The organism is Algivirga pacifica (genome assembly GCF_039543525.1).
In the GTDB taxonomy this organism is placed as follows: domain Bacteria; phylum Bacteroidota; class Bacteroidia; order Cytophagales; family Flammeovirgaceae; genus Algivirga; species Algivirga pacifica.
Genome location: NZ_BAABJX010000029.1, coordinates 13,585 through 34,129 on the forward strand (window position 1 = coordinate 13,585; position 20,545 = coordinate 34,129).

Below are 20,545 nucleotides of genomic sequence, written 5' to 3' on the forward strand. Positions count from 1 at the left end.
CAAAATGATGCCTTACATAATTGAAAACTAAGTATACCCCCTCCTGCTATTAATGACTATTCTTTAGTGTAAACAAACATTAACAAAGCACTATGAATAAGTCTATACTGTCGGTCAAAAACTCCTATACGCAAAAAAGCTCCACCTTTGAAGGGTGAAGCTTTTTTGATTATCGGTTATCAGTTATCAGTTATCAGTTATCAGTTATCAGTTAAGAAAATTATTTCACTCCTAAACGACCTGCAATAACCGATAAACCTTTTTTAAACGATAAGCAATAACCGATAAACCAAACCGACTATTCAAAGAACTCTTTCATTCTATTGATAAAGCCTTTCTTTTCTTTCTTATTATCCGGTTGGAAGTTGGCTGAGTCTCTTAGGCCTTCCAATGTCTTTTTCTCTTCAGAAGAAACTTTTGTAGGAGTGTAGATATTGATATGGATCAACTGATCTCCTGCGCCGTATCCATTTACATCCTTAATTCCTTTTCCTCTTAAGCGAAGGATCTTACCGCTCTGCGTACCGGCATCGATTGGCACTTTTACCTTTCCTGTCAAGGTAGGTACCTCAATACTAGCACCCAAGACTGCATCAATAAAGTTGATATGTAAATCGTAGTGGATATTATTGCCGTCACGGTGGAAGTATTCGTGCTCAATTTCTTCAATAACGATCAATAGATCACCAGGAACACCTCCGTGTTTAGGGAAGTTACCTTTTCCAGACATTGACAGTTGCATACGATCTGAAACCCCTGCTGGGATTTTCACCTCCAACACCTCTTCTTTTGCAATGCGACCTTCCCCATGACAAGACTTACATTTCTTCTTGACAATCTTACCTTCTCCATCACAAGTAGGACATACGGCCTGAGAAACCATTCTACCAAACATACTATCTCTCACAGTCTGTACCTGACCAGAACCATGACAAGTATGGCAAGTTTCTACATCTGCACTGCTCTCTGCACCAGAACCACCACAAGTATCACAAGAAACATAACGTTTTACCTTGATCTTCTTCTCCGCTCCCTGTGCAATTTCTTCCATGGTAAGCTTCAGCTTAATACGAAGGTTGGACCCCTTGTTGACGCGACGTCCCCCACGGGCGCCACCTCCGCCACCGCCAAAGAAATCATCGAAGCCCCCACCGAAGATATTACCGAACTGGGAGAAGATGTCTTCCATGTTCATACCTCCTCCGCCGAAGCCACCGCCAAAGCCGCCGCTTCCATCAAAGGCTGCGTGACCAAAACGATCATACTGTGCACGCTTCTCTTCATTACTCAAGATCTCGTAAGCCTCTGCTGCTTCTTTGAATTTCTCTTCTGCTTCTTTATCTCCCGGGTTTTTGTCAGGGTGAAACTTGATCGCCACTTTACGATAAGCCTTTTTAATGGCCGATGCGTCAGCGTCCTTGCTTACTCCTAACACTTCGTAATAATCTCTCTTTGCCATAGCTATTTATATATGCTTTCCTCTATGGACTCCTCCACAGAGGAACCCTATACCGAATATTGATCTAAATATTTAGTTGTTGAATCCGTTACACGGTGTCTTGAATCGTTGAATTGAGCTTCGCTCGTTGATTCGAGTTGATTTGTTTATTGATCGATTATGGTTAAGTATTCAATTAAAATTGAATCAATCAACAGTTCAACTCGAATCAACGAGCGAAGCTCAATTCAACTCACCGAAGGTGAAATTCAACGATTCAACCGATTAGTTTCCTACCACTACTTTTGCGTAACGAATTACCTTCTCATTCAATACATAGCCTTTTTCCACTACGTCTACTACTTTTCCTTTCAGTTCTTCTGAAGGTGCTGGAATTTGTGTAATCGCTTCATGAAGATCCATATCAAACTCTTTTCCGATAGCATCTTCCATAGGCTTCAAGCCTTTAGCTTCCAACGCCTTCACTAATTTATTATGGATAAGCTCTACTCCTTCCTTAAAACCCTGAAACGCCTCTTGTCCATCTTCTACAGTAGCGTGCTTTAGTGCTCTCTCGAAATCATCTACGATTGGCAGCAGAGCAACGATCATGTCCTCACTGGCATTCTTCATAAAATCCAGCTTTTCCTTAGAGGTTCTACGACGGAAGTTCTCAAAATCAGAATATAAACGAAGATACTGATCTCTTGCCTCCTGTGCTTCCTTCTTATATTTATCAGCTTCAGACTCCTCTACCATCTCTACTTCCTCATGCTCATGATGCTCCTCAATATTTTCATCTACTGTCTGCTCCTCATTTCCTTCTACCTTCTCCTCGTTTTGAGCCTTTGCATTTGCTTCCTCTTGTTCCGCTTTATTTTTGATCTCGTCTTTTGCCATAATCTATAAATACTTAATGTTGAAGTTAGGGATTGGGGATTAGGGATTAGGTGTTAGTTAGTCGATAAGTCACGAACACCTAATCCCTAGCCCCTAACACCTACGGTGTATCAATTTTACTGCCAAGCCAAAAGTCAGGACAATATGACAGCAATCCTTCATTAAACGAAGGTGAAATTGTCTTTTTTGACAGTGGCAGAATGACAGGCTTTTTTTAATGAAGAATGAAAAATTATGAATGAAGAATCATTAAACCGATATTTTTCATTCTTAATTCTTAATTCTTAACTCATTAATTGCAAGCCATGCCATCAATCCTGGTCCTATCTCCAAGGCTTTCTCATCAATATCGAACGTTGGGGTATGCACTCCAGATACGATTCCTTTCTCTTCATTTCTGGTTCCCAATCGATAGAAACATGCATCTGCTTCCTGAGAATAGAATGAGAAATCCTCTGCAGCCAACCATAAGTCCAAGTCTACTACATTATCTTCACCCAGATACTCCTTGGCAGCATTCATGGCACGCTCTGTCACCTCTGGTTCGTTGACTAGGAATGGATATCCTACTCTAATTTCAAGATCTACACTTCCGCCCATACCTTCTGCAATACCTTCTGCGATACTTCTGATCTTTTGGTGTGCTTTCGCTCTCCACTCCTCGTTCATTGTACGGAATGTTCCTTCTACCTTTACCTCATTTGGAATCACATTGGTTGCACCTTCCGCAATCACCTTTCCGAAGGTTAGTACCGATGGAATCTTTGGACTGCCAATACGGCTTACCACTTGCTGTAAAGCAACAATAATATGGGACGTAATTAGAATAGGATCTACACACATCTCCGGCACGGCACCATGCCCTCCTTTACCTTTTACGGTCATATAAATTTCATCGGCACTTGCCATATACATCCCTTTACGGAAACCTACTTTTCCAACTGGAATTAGAGGCATCACATGCTGGCCGAAAATCTTCTCTACCTTAGGATTTTCCAATACTCCTTCCTTAATCATGATAGAAGCACCACCTGGAGCCTTCTCCTCCCCTGGCTGGAAAATCAACTTAATCGTCCCTTCAAACTCCTCCTTTACCTCATTCAGAATCTTTGCAGCTCCCAACAATGAAGAAGTATGCACATCGTGTCCACAAGCATGCATCACCCCTTCATTCTTGGATTTATAATCTACATCATTCGCCTCAATGATCGGTAAGGCATCCATATCTCCCCTTAATGCAATAATTTTCTTCTCAGGATTCTTCCCTTCAATCAAGGCCACTATACCTGTTTCCGCTAATCGCTCGATTTTCTCAATTCCATAAGAACGAAGTAACTCTTCTACATATGCAGCGGTATTATACTCCTGAAAAGATAGTTCAGGGTTGGCATGTAAATGTCTTCTGTTGGCAATGACTTCGGCGTGTAAGGCCTTTGCTCTTTGTTGAATTTTGTCTTTTAAAGTGTTCATCGTTTATCAGGATTTTTAGTTTGTAATGCAAGATAGCAATGATGAATAAAGAAAAGGAAGTTTAGAAAATGAATCCTCAATTCTACTAACATATTTAAGATTACCAATAGCACTTATTCCATGATTCATTATAAGTTTTAAAAGAAAATATTTAAATTATCTCACTGAAAATTAATTTAATCCAAAATTATATGCGTTTTATAACCCTTAACTCAGAGAAAATTGTTTCTGATAAATTTGATATGGAAACAATTGTTGTCAACCTTTTTACAGGAAGCTATTATAGTTTAAAAGGTAGTGCCATTCATATTTTCAATTGCCTTGAATTCTCTTCTCATACCACCTCAACACTAAAAAACTACTTTGTAGACTTAACGGAAGAACAAGCACTTCAAATTGATTCTTTAATTGAGCAAATGCTTTCGGAGAACCTATTATTAGAGCAAACACAATCTCCTCTTATCGGGCAAGAAAACATCGAAAAGGTAAATTATCAGGAAATTTCATTTGAAGTCTTCAATGATATGCAAGAACTCATATTACTCGACCCGATTCATGAGGTAGATGCAAAAGGTTGGCCACATGAAAACAAGGAAGGATGAGAGAGGAAGTACTAGTACCTATCAATTTTTTTGAACAGTTGAATCAGGTTGCTACCCAAATATCTGAGGTGTCTTCTATCAATCAATACTTTAGTATAGGAAGCGAAACGGCAAAAGTAATTTTCGCAGGAGATCCCTCACTAGAGAATTGTCTGGGGAGTGCTTTATCACATTTGCAACTACCTCCAAAAAAGGAAGACCTGACGATCTACTGTTGGAGCAACCAAGCTCCTTTTCACATAAACCTACCTTTCTTAAAGGAGGACTATCAAGAGCAAGGGTTATTAAAAGGGTTTAACAATGATCGCTTCTACGCAGCCTTTCAACATGGTGCTGCTTCTTTTGTATTTTATGACAGGCAACGATCTATCGGCTACTACCTGATAAATACTCCTGAGCAAATACCCTATTGGGAGCAAAGTTTTCCTTTTAAAAACATCTTTCACTGGCGGTCAGAAGTAAGCTCTTTACAGTTACTTCACGCTGCCTCTGTTGCAGCAAATGCAAAAGCAGTATTAATCTCTGGGAATAGTGGATCTGGTAAGTCATCCACGACACTCTCTTGTGCTCTTGCCGGAATGGATATCCTAGGGGATGATTATGTATTGGCAGATTCTGAAAAACTACGGGCATATAGCCTTTATGGTTACGCCAAGATCAATCTGGATAACAGGAAACGCTTTCCTTCTATTAATTCTTTCGTTGCTCCTGTTTCAAAAAATCAAGAAAAAGCATTGGTCTCTTTAAACACTGGCTTAAAAGGAAAGCTCATTTCCAATAGTCCTCTTAAGGCCCATTTAGTTCCTGTGATCACCAACTCTACAGTAACTACTTTTGAACTTATAGGCAAGGAACACGGAATGCGTAATTTAACGCCATCCACCATGTTTCAGCTCCCTGGCTTACAAAAAGAAACCTTTCAAAAGTGTAGCTTACTTACCAAGGGGCTACCCACTTATAAAGTTCATCTTGGAAGCGACCCTCTGGAAGTTGGTCAAGCAATCGCTGCTTTTGTAACAACACTTTGATAAAATCGCTCATTAAGCACTCTCTTTTTGATTACTATATCATGGATAAATCCCTCTCTATATCAGTCATTATCCCTGCTTTTAATGCTGATAAGTACCTATATGAAGCTATTCAAAGTATAAAAAAACAGACATCTCCTATCGGTGAAATTATTCTGGTTGATGACGGCTCTACAGATACAACCGCTACCATCATACACTCTCAGTTTCCAGAAGTAGTTTATGTCAAGCAGGAAAATACAGGGCCTGCAGCTGCAAGAAATAAAGGCTTACAAATTGCAAAAGGTCCTTTGATCGCTTTTTTAGATGCGGATGATCAATGGTTACCTAGTAAGACTGCATTACAACTCAACGCTTTTCAGGAAGATCCCAGTCTTGAAATTGTAAGTGGTATGACAACCTATCAATTTATGCCTGAAAGTATGTACAGGAAGGAGCTGTACCGAAGTGCTGAAAAGAAAACATTCCATATACTGTTATCCAGTGTTATCGTCAAAAAGTCCGTTTTCGAAAAGACCGGATTATTGGACGAAACTTTACAGCTTTCAGAGGATCAGGATTGGTTTATGAAAGTCCGGGAACTAGGAATAAAAACCCACATAATCGATGAGGTAGTCCTTCAGTACCGTATTCATGAAAAAGGAATTACTGCCAATAAAGGCACCAAATCCCTAGGTATTCTTCAAGCACTTAAAAAATCACTGGATCGTAGAAGAGAAACGGGAAAAAATACTTTGGATAACTTTTAACGATAAAAGAACAAGCCATATCTCTGAAAGTCGGTACTACATCAAACACCTTAATCAAATGGAAAAAATATCTGTTATCATTCCTGTATACAATGGAGAAAAATACATAGGTAAAGCACTAAACAGTGTTATCTCCCAAACGCTACAGCCTACTGAAATCATTGTAGTTAATGATGGGTCTACGGATCAAACAGCTACTATTGTCAAAAGCTTTGAGCAAGTTAAATTAATCAATATGCGTAAATGCGGTGTACCTGATGCACTTAATACTGGAGTCAATCAAGCCAAAGGAACACATATTGCTTTTTTGGATGCTGACGATCTCTGGAGTAAAGAAAAGCTCGAAAAACAGATTCAAATACTCAGAAAGAATCCAAAAGCTGGTTTGGTCTTTTCCAAAATTCAGCAATTTGAATCAGAAGATATCGCAACAGAACTAAAAGGAAAATACCTGTGTCGGGAAGAAATATTTAACGGGTATCATCGATCGACCTTACTTGCCAGTAAAACGGCGCTTAAGCAGATTGGTCCCTTTCAAGTAGGACTGAATACTTCAGAGTTTATTGAGTGGTACAGCAGGGCTAAAGATCTAGGGGTAACATCCATAGTACATGAAGAGGTGTTAGCCAAACGTCGTATTCACGGCAATAATATGATGTTAGGAGAGGAGGCCAAAAAATACCAACAACTACCTTCCGTAATAAAACAGATCCTAGAAAGACGAAGAGAACAAAATGGAGAAAAATAGCCCAATTTCCCTGATAAAACAATATCTTTTCCCTTGGGATAAAAAGGCATATATCGGTCTAATCACTAGCGCTATACACTCACTTAGCTTTATCCCAACCGCTTATTTACTACAACAGTTACTTCAGGATATTCAAGCAGGAGGAAATATTGAAAGCTTGACACAAAACGGTTTTCTTCTCATTACCATTTTTCTGATCCAAGCAAGCTTAGCAGTCTACAGTCGACGACAAAGTATTTACTTTACCAATAGGCAGGTTGCGCTATTACGTGAAAAGTCTATATTGGCATTGCTAGGCTCCTCCTCGAGCTTTTTTGACACTTATACTCCTGCTATGGTTCAAAAAATTCTTTTAATGGACACGGAGGCTACGAATCGGCTCTTCAATACTATTCTGACGAAGATCATGCCTGCCTTCATTATCTCTATCACCATTATTTGCCTTTTAGTGATATTTAATAGACTACTTACCTTTTTGTTTATAATTACACTACCTATACTATTCCTTGCACTTCAACCTATCAAAAAGAAGAAAAATAAGCATTTATCTCAGTATCATGAAGGATTACTCCAATGGGGAGAGCAATCCGACTTTGTTGCCCAACAACATGTATCGATTAAAATGTCTGGTACCTCTGAGATTACCTTTCGTTCCATTACATCACACTTGGCATCACTTCGTCAACTTGGCGTCAATATGGTCATGGGCTTTACATATACTTCTCAGATACAAGAAGCTTTACAATCTGTCATAGTTACAGTCATCTTATTGATCGGCGGAATACAGGTGATCAAGGGGGACCTTCTTTTGGAGGAGTTATTGACGTTTTACTTCATGCTCTTTATACTCCGAAAATATTTTACACAACTCATTACCCAGAGCATTGACATTTCTGAAGGACTAAGTGCGCTCCGACGTGTAGATGATTTTATTATTTCTGCCCTTAACCATCAGGAAAAAAGTGGTGATATACGTCTGTCGTCTATTGAGAATATTGTATTTGATGAAGTGAGTTTTACTTACGGCAATCAGGAGGTCCTTCAACATGTGAACTTTAGTATTAAGCCCAATAAAATCAATTTATTTACTGGTGAAAATGGTTCCGGGAAAACAACGATCATTAAATTAATCACCTACCTTATTCAGCAAAATCAAGGAGGTATACTTATTAATGATACACCTATCCATTTTCTGGATATCGATCACTATAGACAAAAAATTGGTGTTGTATTTCAGGATCAATCCTTATTCAAAGGCACTATATATGACAACCTCACTTTCAATAAAGAGATTAAAGAAAGCTCTATCAAAAAAGCATTGCAAATAGTAAATGCCGAAGAATGGATTACAGAACTACCCAATGGACTTTATACAGAAATTGGTGCTATCAACAATAGTATTTCAGGAGGACAAAAACAACGCCTAATGATCGCCAGGGCATTGCTCAATAATCCATCCCTATTGATCCTTGACGAGCCTACAAATCATTTAGATCAAGAAACGATTGGTTGCTTACTTTCCTTCCTAAAAAGCCAATGTAAAGACATGACCATTATTATTATAAGCCATGATCCTGCGGTCATTCCTTTGGCAGATCATTGTTTCCTTTTTTCTAACAAAACGCTTCAAGAACATGAACCCTTTACTGAAACCATTTTTTAGATCCTCAATAATATTACCTTTCCAAGAAGAAGAATGGCTCTTGAAGGCCTGTTTATCTCAACATAAAGAAGAAGCCTTAGAGAATTTTAATTTATGGCTTGACTTCCATGGTTTTGAGGTCGAAGAAATTCCTAGAGGACATATTCTTCCGACAATTTATGACTCATTGGAAATGGGGTCTAAAAAATTACTCCCTTTAGTCTACAAGAACTTCAAGCAACTGGGAGTGGAGCATCGTGCCGTCCAACAATTTGAAGGGTATTACAAACATACTTGGTACAAGAACCAACTACTCAGAAAACAGTGTACCGATTTCACCCAAATGCTAAACGAAGCTAATATTGATTACTTCCTTACTAAAGGCCTTCCTTTGATTACTCGTTATTACCAAGATTTTGGTGCCCGTCCTACCTCAGATATTGATATGGTTATCAAACAAGAGAATTGGGAGGAAACTGTTACACTTTTGGAAAAGTCAGGATGGAAACCCCTTCTTCCTCATAGAGATCATAGAAAAATTCCTGCTTCTCATGTTTTACATGCTTTGACGTTTGTAAAAGGAAATTTTCAATTAGATCTACACTGGCGTTTTAGTCATAGTGTCTTTCACGTCAATTGGAGTAAAGCAGAAATATTTCAATATGTAGAAAACCCTACAAAAGAAATGAGGTGCCTTAACGATACCTTAAATTTTATATTAATCATCGTACATGGCGTTAAACTAAATCCTATGCGCCCGATTCGTTGGGTGACGGATGCTGTCAATATCCTAAGAACAGGGAATATAAATTGGGACACTGTGTATCGTTTTGCACAGGATAATAAGCTAAAAAGCCCTCTTTTTGAAGCATTACAGTATTTAAACGAAAAAGGGTTTTGTACCATCCCTAATCAGGTTCTGACGGATTTATCTAATACAAAAAAGGTAGATTTCTTCTCTCTGATGGAAACTAGGTTAGCCACTAAATTTCAATTTTTAAGAGCTACTTACCTGAGTTTTTATTTAACCGATAATCCTATAGCAGGACTACGTCTACTAAAACGACATTATCAATATACCTGGAACTGTGATAGCAATATCATACTACTTATTTTAATACTAAAGAAGATCAATACTAAGTTTATTTCTCGAAGCTAGTGCTGTGATTATTAAATACCTGATTGGTGATTGGTGATTCGTTTTACTAGATATCCATACTAATCACCAATCACTAAAAACTCTGCTGTAAGAGGCTATAAACAAACTTAATCATTAGACTACATTGTTTGTATTCTTAAGTATATAACTTATCCGAAATACTTATTGGTTTCCTTGCGTCTGCGGCCTCATATATTGCTTCAATAATTCGTAAATCCCTTAGCCCCATCTCTCCTGATACGCTAGAAACTTTATTTTTTCGAATCACCGTAGCGAAGTCATCCATTTGAGCAGCTTGTTGACTTAACTCCTTATACTGCTCAAATGCGTATTTTTTTCCGATTCCACGATAGGAAAACGCTGGTGATAAAGTATATTCTCTACCTTCAGAGATAGCCATCAAACGATTCATAGGCAATTGGTGACTGGTTACAAAATTAGTGGATACCCCACGATCGAATTGTAGTTGAAAACTCAAGGTTTCTTCGATATCCTTAAAAAGATCTGGTCTGGTCTTAGTGGCTTGGGCAGTCACTGAGATAGGTGTTTTCCCGGTCACATAGCAGGCACTTTGCAAACAATATATACCGATATTCATCAATGCCCCTCCCCCAGCTAAACTCTTATCCATTCTCCACTCTGAATGATCCTTCAAGGTATACCCATTACTTGCCTCCAGGTATTGAACCTTATCGGATAACTGCATCAAGTACTGGTGATATGGGTCAAAGTGCAAACGATATCCTACTGACAACTTTACGCCATGCTTCTTACAGGCATTAATCATTTGTAGACATTCCGCAGAAGAAATTCCTAATGGCTTTTCACAAATAACATGTTTTCCTGCCTGAGCAGCACGAATCACAAACTCCGCATGCATGCTATTAGGTAAGACCACATACACAATGTCAATATCTTTATTATCAGCTATACGATCAAAATTGTCGTAATCATAGATATTTTCTGGCTTTAGGTTATATTGATCAGCCCAGAAGTCTCGCTTTTCTGGAGTACCAGAGACTACCCCTGCCAAATAACAGCTTTGAGTAGCTTGTAGAGCTACGGCTAGTTCATTGGTACTATACCGGCCCAATCCTACCAAAGCCACTCCTAGTTTTTTTGATTTCTGATCTGCACAAGAAAGGTTTAAAAAAGAAGGTAACATTATACCAGCAGCCAACGTCCCTCCCTGTCGTAAAAAATTACGGCGGGTTGTTTGTAAATGATTCATAGTCGTTTATTAAAGTAATGAAGCAACTTTGCAAACTCTAATTGAAAGTTACTACTTATCGCTTTTGGGTTATGCAATAAAAAAACTCTTACTTATATATACAGGTGTTAACAGGTTTTATTTTATGTTCCAATAAAAAAGGCTTTCTCCCGAAGAAGAAAGCCTTTCTATATTCAACTACTCTCCAAGAGAGCAATCTGATTACAAAGAGATACCCATGAAAGACATGAATGCCAAGCCCATCAAACCAGTGATGATGAACGTGATTCCCAAACCTTTCAACGGTGCAGGTACGTTAGAGTATTTCATACGCTCACGGATCGCTGCAAGAGCGATGATCGCTAGCAACCAACCAATACCTGAAGACAAACCGTAAACGGTAGGCTCAACGATGTTGGTATACTCTCTTGGTACCATAAAGAATGATGCACCCAAGATAGAACAGTTTACCGCGATCAATGGAAGGAAGATACCCAAAGAACCATAAAGGGCTGGGGAAACCTTCTCGATGATCATCTCCACCAACTGCACGAAAGAGGCAATTACGGCGATAAACATGATAAACTGTAGGAAAGATAGGTCAATAGAAGCAAAAGATGGTCCCATCCATGCTAGTGCACCTTCTTTCAAGATGTACTCATTGATCATCCAGTTGATCGGTACAGTAAGGGTAAGGACGAAGGCTACCGCCAATCCAAGACCCATTGCAGTAGACACTTTCTTTGATACGGCCAGGTATGAACACATTCCCAGGAAGTATGCAAAGATCATGTTCTCGATAAAGATCGATTTTATTGCAAGATTTATTAAATCCATTTTTAATTGCGTTTAGGAAGTGATTACTCTGATTCTACATAGCCGTTTCTCCAACGCTGTACCCAAATGATCAAACCAATGATAATGAAGGCACCTACTGGAGAAGTCATCAAGCCCATTTTAGGGAATGCATCTGGCAATACCTGAAAGCCAAACAAGGTTCCTGAACCGAATAGCTCTCTGAAGAAAGCTACTGCCAAGATCACCCATGCATAACCGATTGCTGAACCGAAACCATCCAAGATAGAGTCATAAGGCTTATTACCCATTGCGAAGGCCTCCAAACGACCCATTACAATACAGTTGGTAATGATCAAACCTACATAAACCCCTACTACTTTGGAGACATCATAAAGATATGCTTTCAACACCTCGTTTACGATAATTACCAACGTCGCTACAACACCTAGCTGTACGATGATACGGATACGCTGAGGAATTGCGTTTCTCAACAAAGAGATAATCAAGTTCGCAAATACTACTACGAACATTACTGAAATAGACATTACCAGTGTCGGCTCCATTTTCGCCGTTACCGCCAATGCAGAACAGATACCTAGTACCTGAACGGTGACAGGGTTGTTATCATCAAAAGGATCTTTTACAATATTTCTCCTTCTTTTTGATAGCAACGCCTCTGATTTCTTCACTTCTGCAGTTTCTGTACTCATGATTAAGTATAGTTATTCAGAGGTTTTACAAATAAACAATTTATAATTAGGGAACTCCAGACGCTTAGTTCATGGATACCGCAGAAGTTCCTTTCAGGTCTTTGATATAAGACTTGTACAACTCAAGGTAGTCTGCAAGCATGTCGTTTAGACCTACCGCCGTAAGCGTAGCACCTGACATACCGTCTACTTTGTAGTCGCTAGTGATTTGGTTACCCTCACCTTTTACCATTACAACTGGCTTTAGATCACCTTCTTCAAAGATTTTCTTACCAACGTAACGCTCCTGAATGTCCGCATCAGCGATACGAGCACCCAAACCTGGTGTTTCACCGGCGTGATCAAATACCACCCCTTTGATCGTCTTAAGATCTTCCTCCAAGGCTACATAACCCCAGATCGTATTCCAAAGACCATAACCATAAACTGGAAGGATATAGGCAGTTGCTTTTCCGCCCTCACCTTTCATTTTGTAAACTGGAAGTAGTTTCTGAGAATCATCTTTCTTCTTCCATTCTTTCTGAATGTTGATCTTAAGAATCTCTCCTTCGTACGCTACTTCTTCCCCTTTGCTGTTTACTACTACAGCTTCTACTTGCTCGTCAAATTGTTTTGACAAAGCGGCCTTGTCATCTCCTGTGATATCCACAGCACCCAAGATTTGCTTTTTAGTATCAAGCAAGATCTCACGCTGCTGTCTTTCTTTCAATGACTCTGAAATAAATGCCAACAAACCACCCATAATCACGGTCATGGCTATGGCAAACCCGATAATATATCCGTTAGACTGTCGCACGTTTTAATCTTCTTTTTTTGTTAGCATTCACTACATAGTAATCAATAAGTGGGGCCATCACGTTCATCAATAGAATCGCTAGCATGATTCCCTCAGGATATGCTGGGTTCCATACACGGATGATCACTGTCATAATACCGATCAACACCCCGTAGATCCACTTACCAGCGCCTGTATGTGCTGCTGAAACTGGGTCAGTAGCCATGAATACTGCACCGAAAGCGAAACCACCAGCAATTAGGTGATAGTAGAACGGTAGAGACATATATGTGTTTGCCGCAAACGCTTGCATTACCAATCCCATAGCAATAGCACCCAATACAGTACCTGCCATGATTCTGAAGCTAGCTACACGTGTTACCAACAAGATGATTGCACCAATTCCGATAGCAATTACTGAAGTCTCACCAATTGACCCTGGGATCGTACCGATTACCAAGCTCTCTACCGAGAAGTCGAAGTTCGTAATACCACTTGCAATATAGTCTGTTACTGCTACACCACCGTTAGAAGCGGCTTGCGCCAAGCCTAGGAATGTTGCTCCAGAGAAAGAATCAGGTGCACCTGATACCCATACAGTATCACCAGAGATATCTCCAGGATAAGTAAAGTATAGGAATGCACGAGCAGTCAGGGCAATGTTTAGTACGTTCATACCTGTACCACCAAAGATCTCTTTTGCGATCAAAACGGCAAATACAGTCGCCAATGCTACCTGCCACAATGGAATTGTAGGAGGCATCACCAAAGGAATCAACATACCTGTTACCAGGAATCCCTCGTTGATCGGGTGCTTACGAATCACACCAAATGCAACCTCAACCAAACCACCGGCCGTATATGCTACCAATACCACTGGAATGGTAATGATTAGTCCGTGAAGGAACTTGTCCATGAAAGACGCTTCCTCTCCTAGTGAAAGATAGTGCATCTCTCCAACGTTCCACATACCGAACAACAAAGCAGGAACCAAAGCGATCACCACGGTCATCATCATACGCTTTAAATCCACTGCATCTCTCACTTGAACGCCTTTGCTTTTTGTCACCGTAGAAGGTGTAAACAAGAACGTTTCCCCTGCCTCGAACAAGTAGTAAAACTGCTCCAGTTTACCACCCTTTTCGAACATGGGCTTTTGTTTTTCTAATAAATCGTGTAAGAATTTCATCTATGGAAAAATTTATAATCCAGAGCTTTAAGAACTCCTTTAATCCTATTATTAAGCTAGTCTCAACTCATCCAAGCCACGTCTCAGGATTGCCTGAACGTCATGCTTTGATACATCGATAAACTCACAAAGTGCCAGATCTTCTTCTGCCAACTCGTAGATACCCAATGCTTCCATTTCGTCATAGTCATTGGCCATGATCGCTTTCAGCAAATAAGTAGGGTAGATATCCATTGGCAATACTTTCTCAAACTGACCAGAGAATACAAATGCTCTCTCCTCACCGTTCAAAGAAGTATCCAACTTATATGTTTTAGATGATCCTGCGAACAATCCAAATGCTTTGTGGAAGCTCAAACGGTTAAAGATCGGTGCCAACCACCCATCAGACAAGAAGAATCTAGGCTTGTTTCCTTCTGGAATTACCGTAACCAAGTTGTCATAGTGATTCAAGTAACCGTCTTTAGCGATTGCCTCACCAGTCAATACGTTTCCTGAGATCACACGAACATTAGATCCTGATACTTTCTTAGACAATACTTTGTCCAAACGAGCACCTACATATGTTTCGATATACTCTGGATTAGAAACTTCAGAACCAGCAATGGCTACTAATTTCTTTGTGTCGTAACGTCCTTCCGTAAACAACTTACCAATGATCGCCAAGCCTTGTGGTGTCAATGTCCAAACAACATCTTCTCCTGAACGGATTGGGTCTACATGGTGAATTTGTACCCCTACGTTACCTGCTGGGTGAATCCCTGCGAACGTGTTGATGGTTGCACCTTTCAGTCCAGCCATGATGTTTGAGCTATTGTCTACGTTGATATGGATGTTAGAAGTAAATTTCTTCAACACCTCAATACCAGCCTGCAGATACTGCTCTTGTCCCTTCAACACAAAGTTCGTATCAGCAGCTAGCGGATGCGTATCAAATGCTGAGATAAAGATCGCTCTAGGATCTGCCTCAATGTTGGCAACTACGGCAAATGGTCTTTGCACTAGTTCCAACCAAGCACCTGACTCCAGCATTGTTTTCTTAGCATCTTCTTTAATAAGGCTATCTACCGATACTTTAGGGAATTCCCTGTATTCGATATCCTTATCTTTCAAGATAACTACTTCTAACAATCTACGCTGTGCCCCTCTATTGATGGCTACAACTTCTCCACTAACTGGGGCTGTGTACATTACCCCTTCTTGTTTTCTATCAAAGAACAAAGGGTCACCTGCCTTGACAACATCTCCCTCTTTCACCAGCATCTTAGGTCTTTGGAACCCCACGAAACTCGATGGCTTTACGGCAAATGTCTCTGGCTGATCAACCGAAGCCACGCTTAAGTTCGCAGCCCCTTCCAGTTTGATATCAAAACCTTTCTTAAGTTTAATATTTACAGACATTGGATATTATTATGAGTGTTTTAACGCTCCAAAAATTTGCTGCAAATCTACAAAATTACATTTTAGGATGAAACAAGTATTTTATGTTTAAAAAACAATATTCTTTAACTTTCTCATCTATCTGGCAAACTGTTTGTTAAAGAGGAGGGTTTTGATAAAATCAAAAAAATTAGAAATAATTGTGATTAATTAGGGATAAAGCATGATTTTTCATAATATTCTCCTTATTATTCAGTTAAACTAATAGACTTGCTTTTGGTGAGGAAAATCATCATATAATTTTTACTATTTCTGGTATTTTTTTTCACTTTCACCAACTCAAAGCCAAGAAAGTCTACGAAACAGAGAATACTTGAGACCTTTACTTTCCTTTTGGCATACAACCTTACATGCTTGAGCCAACAGGAAGGAATCAACCAAAAAGTAACTTATACCTATGACAGGAAGTATGAATGATACTCAAATCAAAGCTATTTGGGATGAGATTTTGCATAGAGACGATGTATTGGAGATTAGCGATCTACACTTCGTTAGAATTTATGCTAATCCTTTGGAAAAAGCCTTTATCGTGACATGGAACGCGCTTAAAGGAGAGATCACTATTGCTGAATCCCTACACCACGATCCGCAAGAGACGCTTGTAGAGATTAATCAGTACAATTATGTGCGCTTAAAGCACAGTACACTAAAAAGGCAAGTATTATTGAAAGTTGAGCTTAATGAAAAGCTACAGACTTTGAATATCGATCCAATTTTTAATCCTGAGAGCAAGAGTATTGCGTTGAAGGTACATTATATATAGGGTTTGGGGGCTAGGGATTAGGTTATAGTATACTGTAGACTAATCCCTAACTACTCAATGTACCTCATACCTAATAAGCTAGTCGCTTCCGAGTACCTCTTCGAGCATCACCTATGAGATTCCCCAAAAACATCACATCTCTATTTTATGGAGTGATTGGTATACTTTGGCTAAGTATACACTTTTTTTATTACTACAAATTCGGTGTACGCCCTGTTCCTGATACCACTTACTATTACTTGACGGCTGACACTATATTAGGCTTAGAGAACTTTGACCTCTCCCATTACAAATGGTATTTTAGCTATGGTTTATTCCTATCTGTATTTCGCTACTTACAGCTAGCTGAATACTGGATCATTGGCATTCAGTTATGCATCTCCCTACTAGGGATGCTCAGTTTAATGAAAACAGTCTATTTAATCACTCAAAGCCATGCTGGGAGTCTTATTACCGCATTCTTTTACCTTGGATGTTTTAAGCTATTTATCTGGAATTTCATCATCAGCACAGAATCTCTATTTATAAGTAGCGTTATCATCAGTTTTTACCTATGGATATCCTATCATTACAAGCCTTCTACCATTAAGCTTTACCTCACCCTTGTGATAAGTCTCTTCACCTGTTTCTTACGCCCCACAGGAATTGGTCTTTTAATTGGGATAGTCACCTATGGTATATCAAGGATAAACCCTAAACTTTCCTGGTCTTCAATCAGCCTACTATGTATTCTTGGAATATCTCTACTAACACTAGTAAATTATATGCTTACGACATTTCAGATGATTGATATGGAGTACGCTCAAGGACATTTAATACATCAACCCAAATTTGAATCCTTAATCATAACACCTCCTACAGATCTATATATTCCCTCCGGAAGTCATAGTCCATTGATTCGGATTATACTCTTCTACCTTTATAATCCTTTATATGGATTACAACTAGCATTCTCCAAATTGCTACTATTTACCTTTAATATACGTCCTTACTTTTCTGTGTGGAACAATTTATTTTCCATTACATCCTTAAGTACGCTGTACTTTCTAGGCATATATGGCATACTTCACAGAAGCATCCCTTCCCCTATCAAATTTTTAGGACTAAGTTTTATACTCTTTCAGGGTATAACAGTCATGTTAACGATTGCGGATGTTGATGGGCGATTCATACTACCTGTGATTCCCGTTATGGCTGTATTTGGAGGTATAGGAGGTAGTACTTTTCTTATGAAAAAATATAAGAATGGTTAATGATATACTTCATGAAGTCCCTTAAAAAATACCGTAAGCAATGAATGCATTACAACACGTTAAAAGAACAGGCCTGAATACTAAATCATGGGACAATTGTATCATGAACTCCCAAAATCCTCAACATTTTGCGTTATCTTGGTTTTTGGATGCAGCTGGAATGGAATGGGAAGCCTTGGTAGAAATTGACGAGCAAACAAATGAATACTTAACTGTCATGCCTTTTCAGGTAACTTACGCATGGGGAATTAAGCATATTTTTCAGAGTCCATTTTGTCAACAGCTAGGTGTTTTTTCTACCAAAAAGTCATTCAGTACAAGAGATTTTCAGCCTTATTTTGACTATTTGAAAGATCAAAAGTACGTGGGAAAGTATTTCTTCCATCACGCTAACCCTATCCGTACAACACGTACAATGAACACTCATATATTGTCTTTAAACTCACCTTACCCTACCTTAAAAAGCGTCTACTCAAAAGGACGAAAAGATGCATTAAGAAAATCTATTAACAATGGAATCACCATTCAAAAGACCAACAACTATCGACATATTTGTGATGGATACACCCGGCTAATTGCTGAACGGAATGAAGGGTATCAAGATCATGTGGGAAAAGACCTATTGAATGTAATTGAAGCTGCTTATTATCATGGGATACTAGAAAGTTTTTACGCTATCGATAGAGAGAAAAACATCATAGGGGGAATGAGCTTTATGGTCTCGAAATACAAAATTGATATTTACACCAGCTTCACAACAGCTGAAGGGTTAAAATATGGGTGTACTACATTATTAATGGACCATATCATCCAAAAATATGCTAACACTAATAAAACTCTAGACTTTTGTGGCAGTCATATTGAAAGCATTAATCAATTCTTTCAATATTTTGGAGCTAAAAAAGTTCAAATTCCCTTATTGCATGTCAATAACCTCCCTTGGTGGATCAAAGGTATCAAGTGGTTAAAAAATAAGTTGATAGATGAATTGATCCTTCAAAAAAAGGTGCTTTATTCTTAGTGAATAGGGATACTTAATTCTATTGCTTTATATCATCATTACTCCAAGGCTTTGCATGCATGTAAAAGCCATCTTTTAAGTCATCGGAAAATGAGTGTAAGTCTTTACGCTGCAAATGATAGACACACGGAATTGCTATATCTCCACAACGATCAGTACCTTCTACAAGAACTGTGATGCCTTCCGGGGTTTGATATTTTATTTGCTGCTCCACTTTTTTATAATCTTTAGGGTATTCCCACACCATCCCTTTCGTCAAAAGGACATATCCCATCCCACTTATTAATAATATTACAGTACCTAATTGTAGGGTATGTAGACTTGGGAGCTTTATCATCGTCGCCATATGATGAACATTTCTTATCAACAAAATGAATAAATAAGGATACAAAAAACGCATCGTTGGCGTTTGCCATAAACAAAAGCCTATGGCCACAACAATTAAAAGCCAAACCATCCTATCCAAAAATACATTGTGCTTCCAAACTAAAAACCCATCAATAAATATTCCCACCAATGTTAAAAGCATTAATAGTTGATCTGTTTTTCTATGTAGCAGAAACCAAGTAGGCATCCATTCTAAAAAGTTTTTCCCGATCACTAATTGCCAACTATCATCTAGTGGCCTTCTTGCAAAAAACGTGATATCCTCCAACCACTGAGTAATGAATGGTAATGGTACTTTATGCTTAAAATCAAACAAATCGAACCAAGGCAATGGATAAAGTAGATAACCTGATAAGAACAAGTTCCTGATACCCCAGCTACACCAAACACTAACTATCATCACAAAAACCATTCGGCTTATATGATACTTTGAATTAATTAAAACAGGAATCAATAAAAAGCTATAAATAAAACCAGACTGCTTGATCAAAGGCGCTATTGCACAAGATACAATCAGTAAGATCTCACCCTCAAAAGTCCTATCCTTTCTTTGGTACTCCAGTATTCCCACCACAATAATTCCGCATAAAACTAAATCGGGAGAGATTGAAGATTCCCATCCCCAAAAAGCAACTAAATACCATAACAATATCAATAACGCCCCATACTTATATTTGCCTGACTCCATAATGAAATAGTAAGAAAATGTCAGTATATAAAAGCTGGTTACCGCTGCTGGTATATTAAATCCTGTAAACCGAAAAGTATAATTGGCAACTAATAAATGGAAATAGGAATTCAAACCATAGGCACAAAATAAATTAGCGATTCCTTTAGTAACGGGATAGAGATTATACCACTGTACTACCTGTGCGTGATACAAATAACTATCTATCCAAGAAGGTTCCTGAGCTCCTGTCACCAATATGTAAAACAACATCATCAGTAATAGCACTCGCTGCCATCGACTTCCTGTATTAACCTTAATCAAGACTGATTGCCTTCCCATAATCCACCCCACTGATGCAAGAATAGAAGTGATCGTCAGGGTAAAAAAGCTTATAGGCGTAAAAAAATGAAGTACTGATAATATGAACATTTGAAAAAAGCTCCCTACTAACACTAATGGCACAAGCTGGTACTCTCTTATTCCCCTACCCTGAAATAAAAATAATAACTTACTTATTCCCAATGAATTAAAGACAATCAAACAGCCTACCAACAATAATCCTAACATATGTTTTTATCTAAAAAATAGCCCCC

At 38.8% G+C, this 20,545-nt stretch carries 19 protein-coding genes; 9 read left to right on the plus strand and 10 right to left on the minus strand.

The window, feature by feature from the left end; all coding sequences use genetic code 11:
• Positions 1–298 precede the first annotated feature (298 nt).
• From dnaJ to ABD985_RS09495, 3 genes are all read right to left on the minus strand, one after another.
• Positions 299–1,459, minus strand: a complete 1,161-nt coding sequence (gene dnaJ, locus ABD985_RS09485) for a molecular chaperone DnaJ (RefSeq protein WP_345371215.1) — start codon at positions 1,457–1,459, stop codon at positions 299–301.
• A gap of 264 nt (positions 1,460–1,723) precedes the next feature.
• Positions 1,724–2,338 carry a nucleotide exchange factor GrpE gene (locus ABD985_RS09490; RefSeq protein ID WP_345371217.1) on the minus strand — a complete coding sequence of 205 codons (615 nt, stop codon included), beginning with the start codon at positions 2,336–2,338 and terminating at the stop codon, positions 1,724–1,726.
• 270 nt (positions 2,339–2,608) lie between these two features.
• A complete protein-coding gene (locus ABD985_RS09495) occupies positions 2,609–3,808 on the minus strand; it encodes a M20 metallopeptidase family protein (RefSeq protein WP_345371219.1) in 1,200 nt (399 codons plus the stop codon).
• 191 nt (positions 3,809–3,999) lie between these two features.
• Here ABD985_RS09495 and ABD985_RS09500 point away from each other — a divergent pair, with 191 nt between their 5' ends.
• Genes ABD985_RS09500 through ABD985_RS09525 form a run of 6 tightly spaced genes read left to right on the plus strand, consistent with a single transcriptional unit; the run spans position 4,000 to position 9,736 of the window.
• Positions 4,000–4,410, plus strand: coding sequence for a hypothetical protein (locus tag ABD985_RS09500; protein WP_345371221.1), 411 nt, complete (start codon positions 4,000–4,002; stop codon positions 4,408–4,410).
• Positions 4,407–5,438, plus strand: a complete 1,032-nt coding sequence (locus tag ABD985_RS09505) for a hypothetical protein (RefSeq protein WP_345371222.1) — start codon at positions 4,407–4,409, stop codon at positions 5,436–5,438. The genes ABD985_RS09500 and ABD985_RS09505 overlap by 4 nt, the downstream gene beginning before the upstream one ends.
• Before the next feature lie 41 nt (positions 5,439–5,479).
• A complete protein-coding gene (locus ABD985_RS09510) occupies positions 5,480–6,187 on the plus strand; it encodes a glycosyltransferase family 2 protein (protein WP_345371223.1) in 708 nt (235 codons plus the stop codon).
• A 58-nt stretch (positions 6,188–6,245) separates the two neighbouring features.
• Positions 6,246–6,935 (plus strand): glycosyltransferase family 2 protein, encoded by a 690-nt coding sequence (locus tag ABD985_RS09515; RefSeq protein WP_345371225.1) that lies wholly within the window; start codon positions 6,246–6,248, stop codon positions 6,933–6,935.
• On the plus strand, positions 6,922–8,598 hold the full coding sequence (locus ABD985_RS09520) for an ABC transporter ATP-binding protein (RefSeq protein ID WP_345371226.1): 1,677 nt from the start codon (positions 6,922–6,924) through the stop codon (positions 8,596–8,598). The genes ABD985_RS09515 and ABD985_RS09520 overlap by 14 nt, the downstream gene beginning before the upstream one ends.
• Entirely contained in the window at positions 8,570–9,736 is a 1,167-nt protein-coding gene (locus ABD985_RS09525) for a nucleotidyltransferase family protein (RefSeq protein ID WP_345371227.1), read from the plus strand. The genes ABD985_RS09520 and ABD985_RS09525 overlap by 29 nt, the downstream gene beginning before the upstream one ends.
• A gap of 136 nt (positions 9,737–9,872) precedes the next feature.
• Here ABD985_RS09525 and ABD985_RS09530 read toward each other — a convergent pair whose 3' ends face one another.
• From ABD985_RS09530 to ABD985_RS09555, 6 genes are all read right to left on the minus strand, one after another.
• Positions 9,873–10,967, minus strand: coding sequence for a Gfo/Idh/MocA family protein (locus ABD985_RS09530; protein ID WP_345371228.1), 1,095 nt, complete (start codon positions 10,965–10,967; stop codon positions 9,873–9,875).
• A gap of 201 nt (positions 10,968–11,168) precedes the next feature.
• Positions 11,169–11,783, minus strand: coding sequence for an NADH:ubiquinone reductase (Na(+)-transporting) subunit E (nqrE, locus tag ABD985_RS09535; RefSeq protein ID WP_345371230.1), 615 nt, complete (start codon positions 11,781–11,783; stop codon positions 11,169–11,171).
• Positions 11,784–11,806: 23 nt separating this feature from the next.
• Complete coding sequence (locus ABD985_RS09540) at positions 11,807–12,454, minus strand: NADH:ubiquinone reductase (Na(+)-transporting) subunit D (protein WP_345371232.1); 648 nt, start codon at positions 12,452–12,454, stop codon at positions 11,807–11,809.
• Between the two features lie 64 nt (positions 12,455–12,518).
• A complete protein-coding gene (gene nqrC, locus ABD985_RS09545; protein ID WP_345371234.1) occupies positions 12,519–13,250 on the minus strand; it encodes an NADH:ubiquinone reductase (Na(+)-transporting) subunit C in 732 nt (243 codons plus the stop codon).
• Positions 13,237–14,418 (minus strand): NADH:ubiquinone reductase (Na(+)-transporting) subunit B, encoded by a 1,182-nt coding sequence (locus ABD985_RS09550; RefSeq protein ID WP_345371236.1) that lies wholly within the window; start codon positions 14,416–14,418, stop codon positions 13,237–13,239. The genes nqrC and ABD985_RS09550 overlap by 14 nt, the downstream gene beginning before the upstream one ends.
• Before the next feature lie 51 nt (positions 14,419–14,469).
• Positions 14,470–15,819: a Na(+)-translocating NADH-quinone reductase subunit A gene (locus tag ABD985_RS09555; RefSeq protein WP_345371238.1), complete on the minus strand. Its 1,350-nt coding sequence runs from the start codon at positions 15,817–15,819 to the stop codon at positions 14,470–14,472.
• 436 nt (positions 15,820–16,255) lie between these two features.
• On the opposite strand from ABD985_RS09555, the gene ABD985_RS09560 reads away from it, so the two are divergent.
• The 3 genes from ABD985_RS09560 (at position 16,256) to ABD985_RS09570 (ending at position 18,895) form a co-directional block, all read left to right on the plus strand.
• Complete coding sequence (locus ABD985_RS09560) at positions 16,256–16,621, plus strand: hypothetical protein (protein ID WP_345371240.1); 366 nt, start codon at positions 16,256–16,258, stop codon at positions 16,619–16,621.
• A gap of 113 nt (positions 16,622–16,734) precedes the next feature.
• Complete coding sequence (locus ABD985_RS09565) at positions 16,735–17,874, plus strand: hypothetical protein (protein ID WP_345371242.1); 1,140 nt, start codon at positions 16,735–16,737, stop codon at positions 17,872–17,874.
• A 40-nt stretch (positions 17,875–17,914) separates the two neighbouring features.
• Positions 17,915–18,895: a hypothetical protein gene (locus ABD985_RS09570; RefSeq protein WP_345371243.1), complete on the plus strand. Its 981-nt coding sequence runs from the start codon at positions 17,915–17,917 to the stop codon at positions 18,893–18,895.
• Between the two features lie 19 nt (positions 18,896–18,914).
• Here ABD985_RS09570 and ABD985_RS09575 read toward each other — a convergent pair whose 3' ends face one another.
• Entirely contained in the window at positions 18,915–20,519 is a 1,605-nt protein-coding gene (locus tag ABD985_RS09575) for a DUF8201 family protein (RefSeq protein WP_345371245.1), read from the minus strand.
• Between the last annotated feature and the right edge of the window lie 26 nt (positions 20,520–20,545).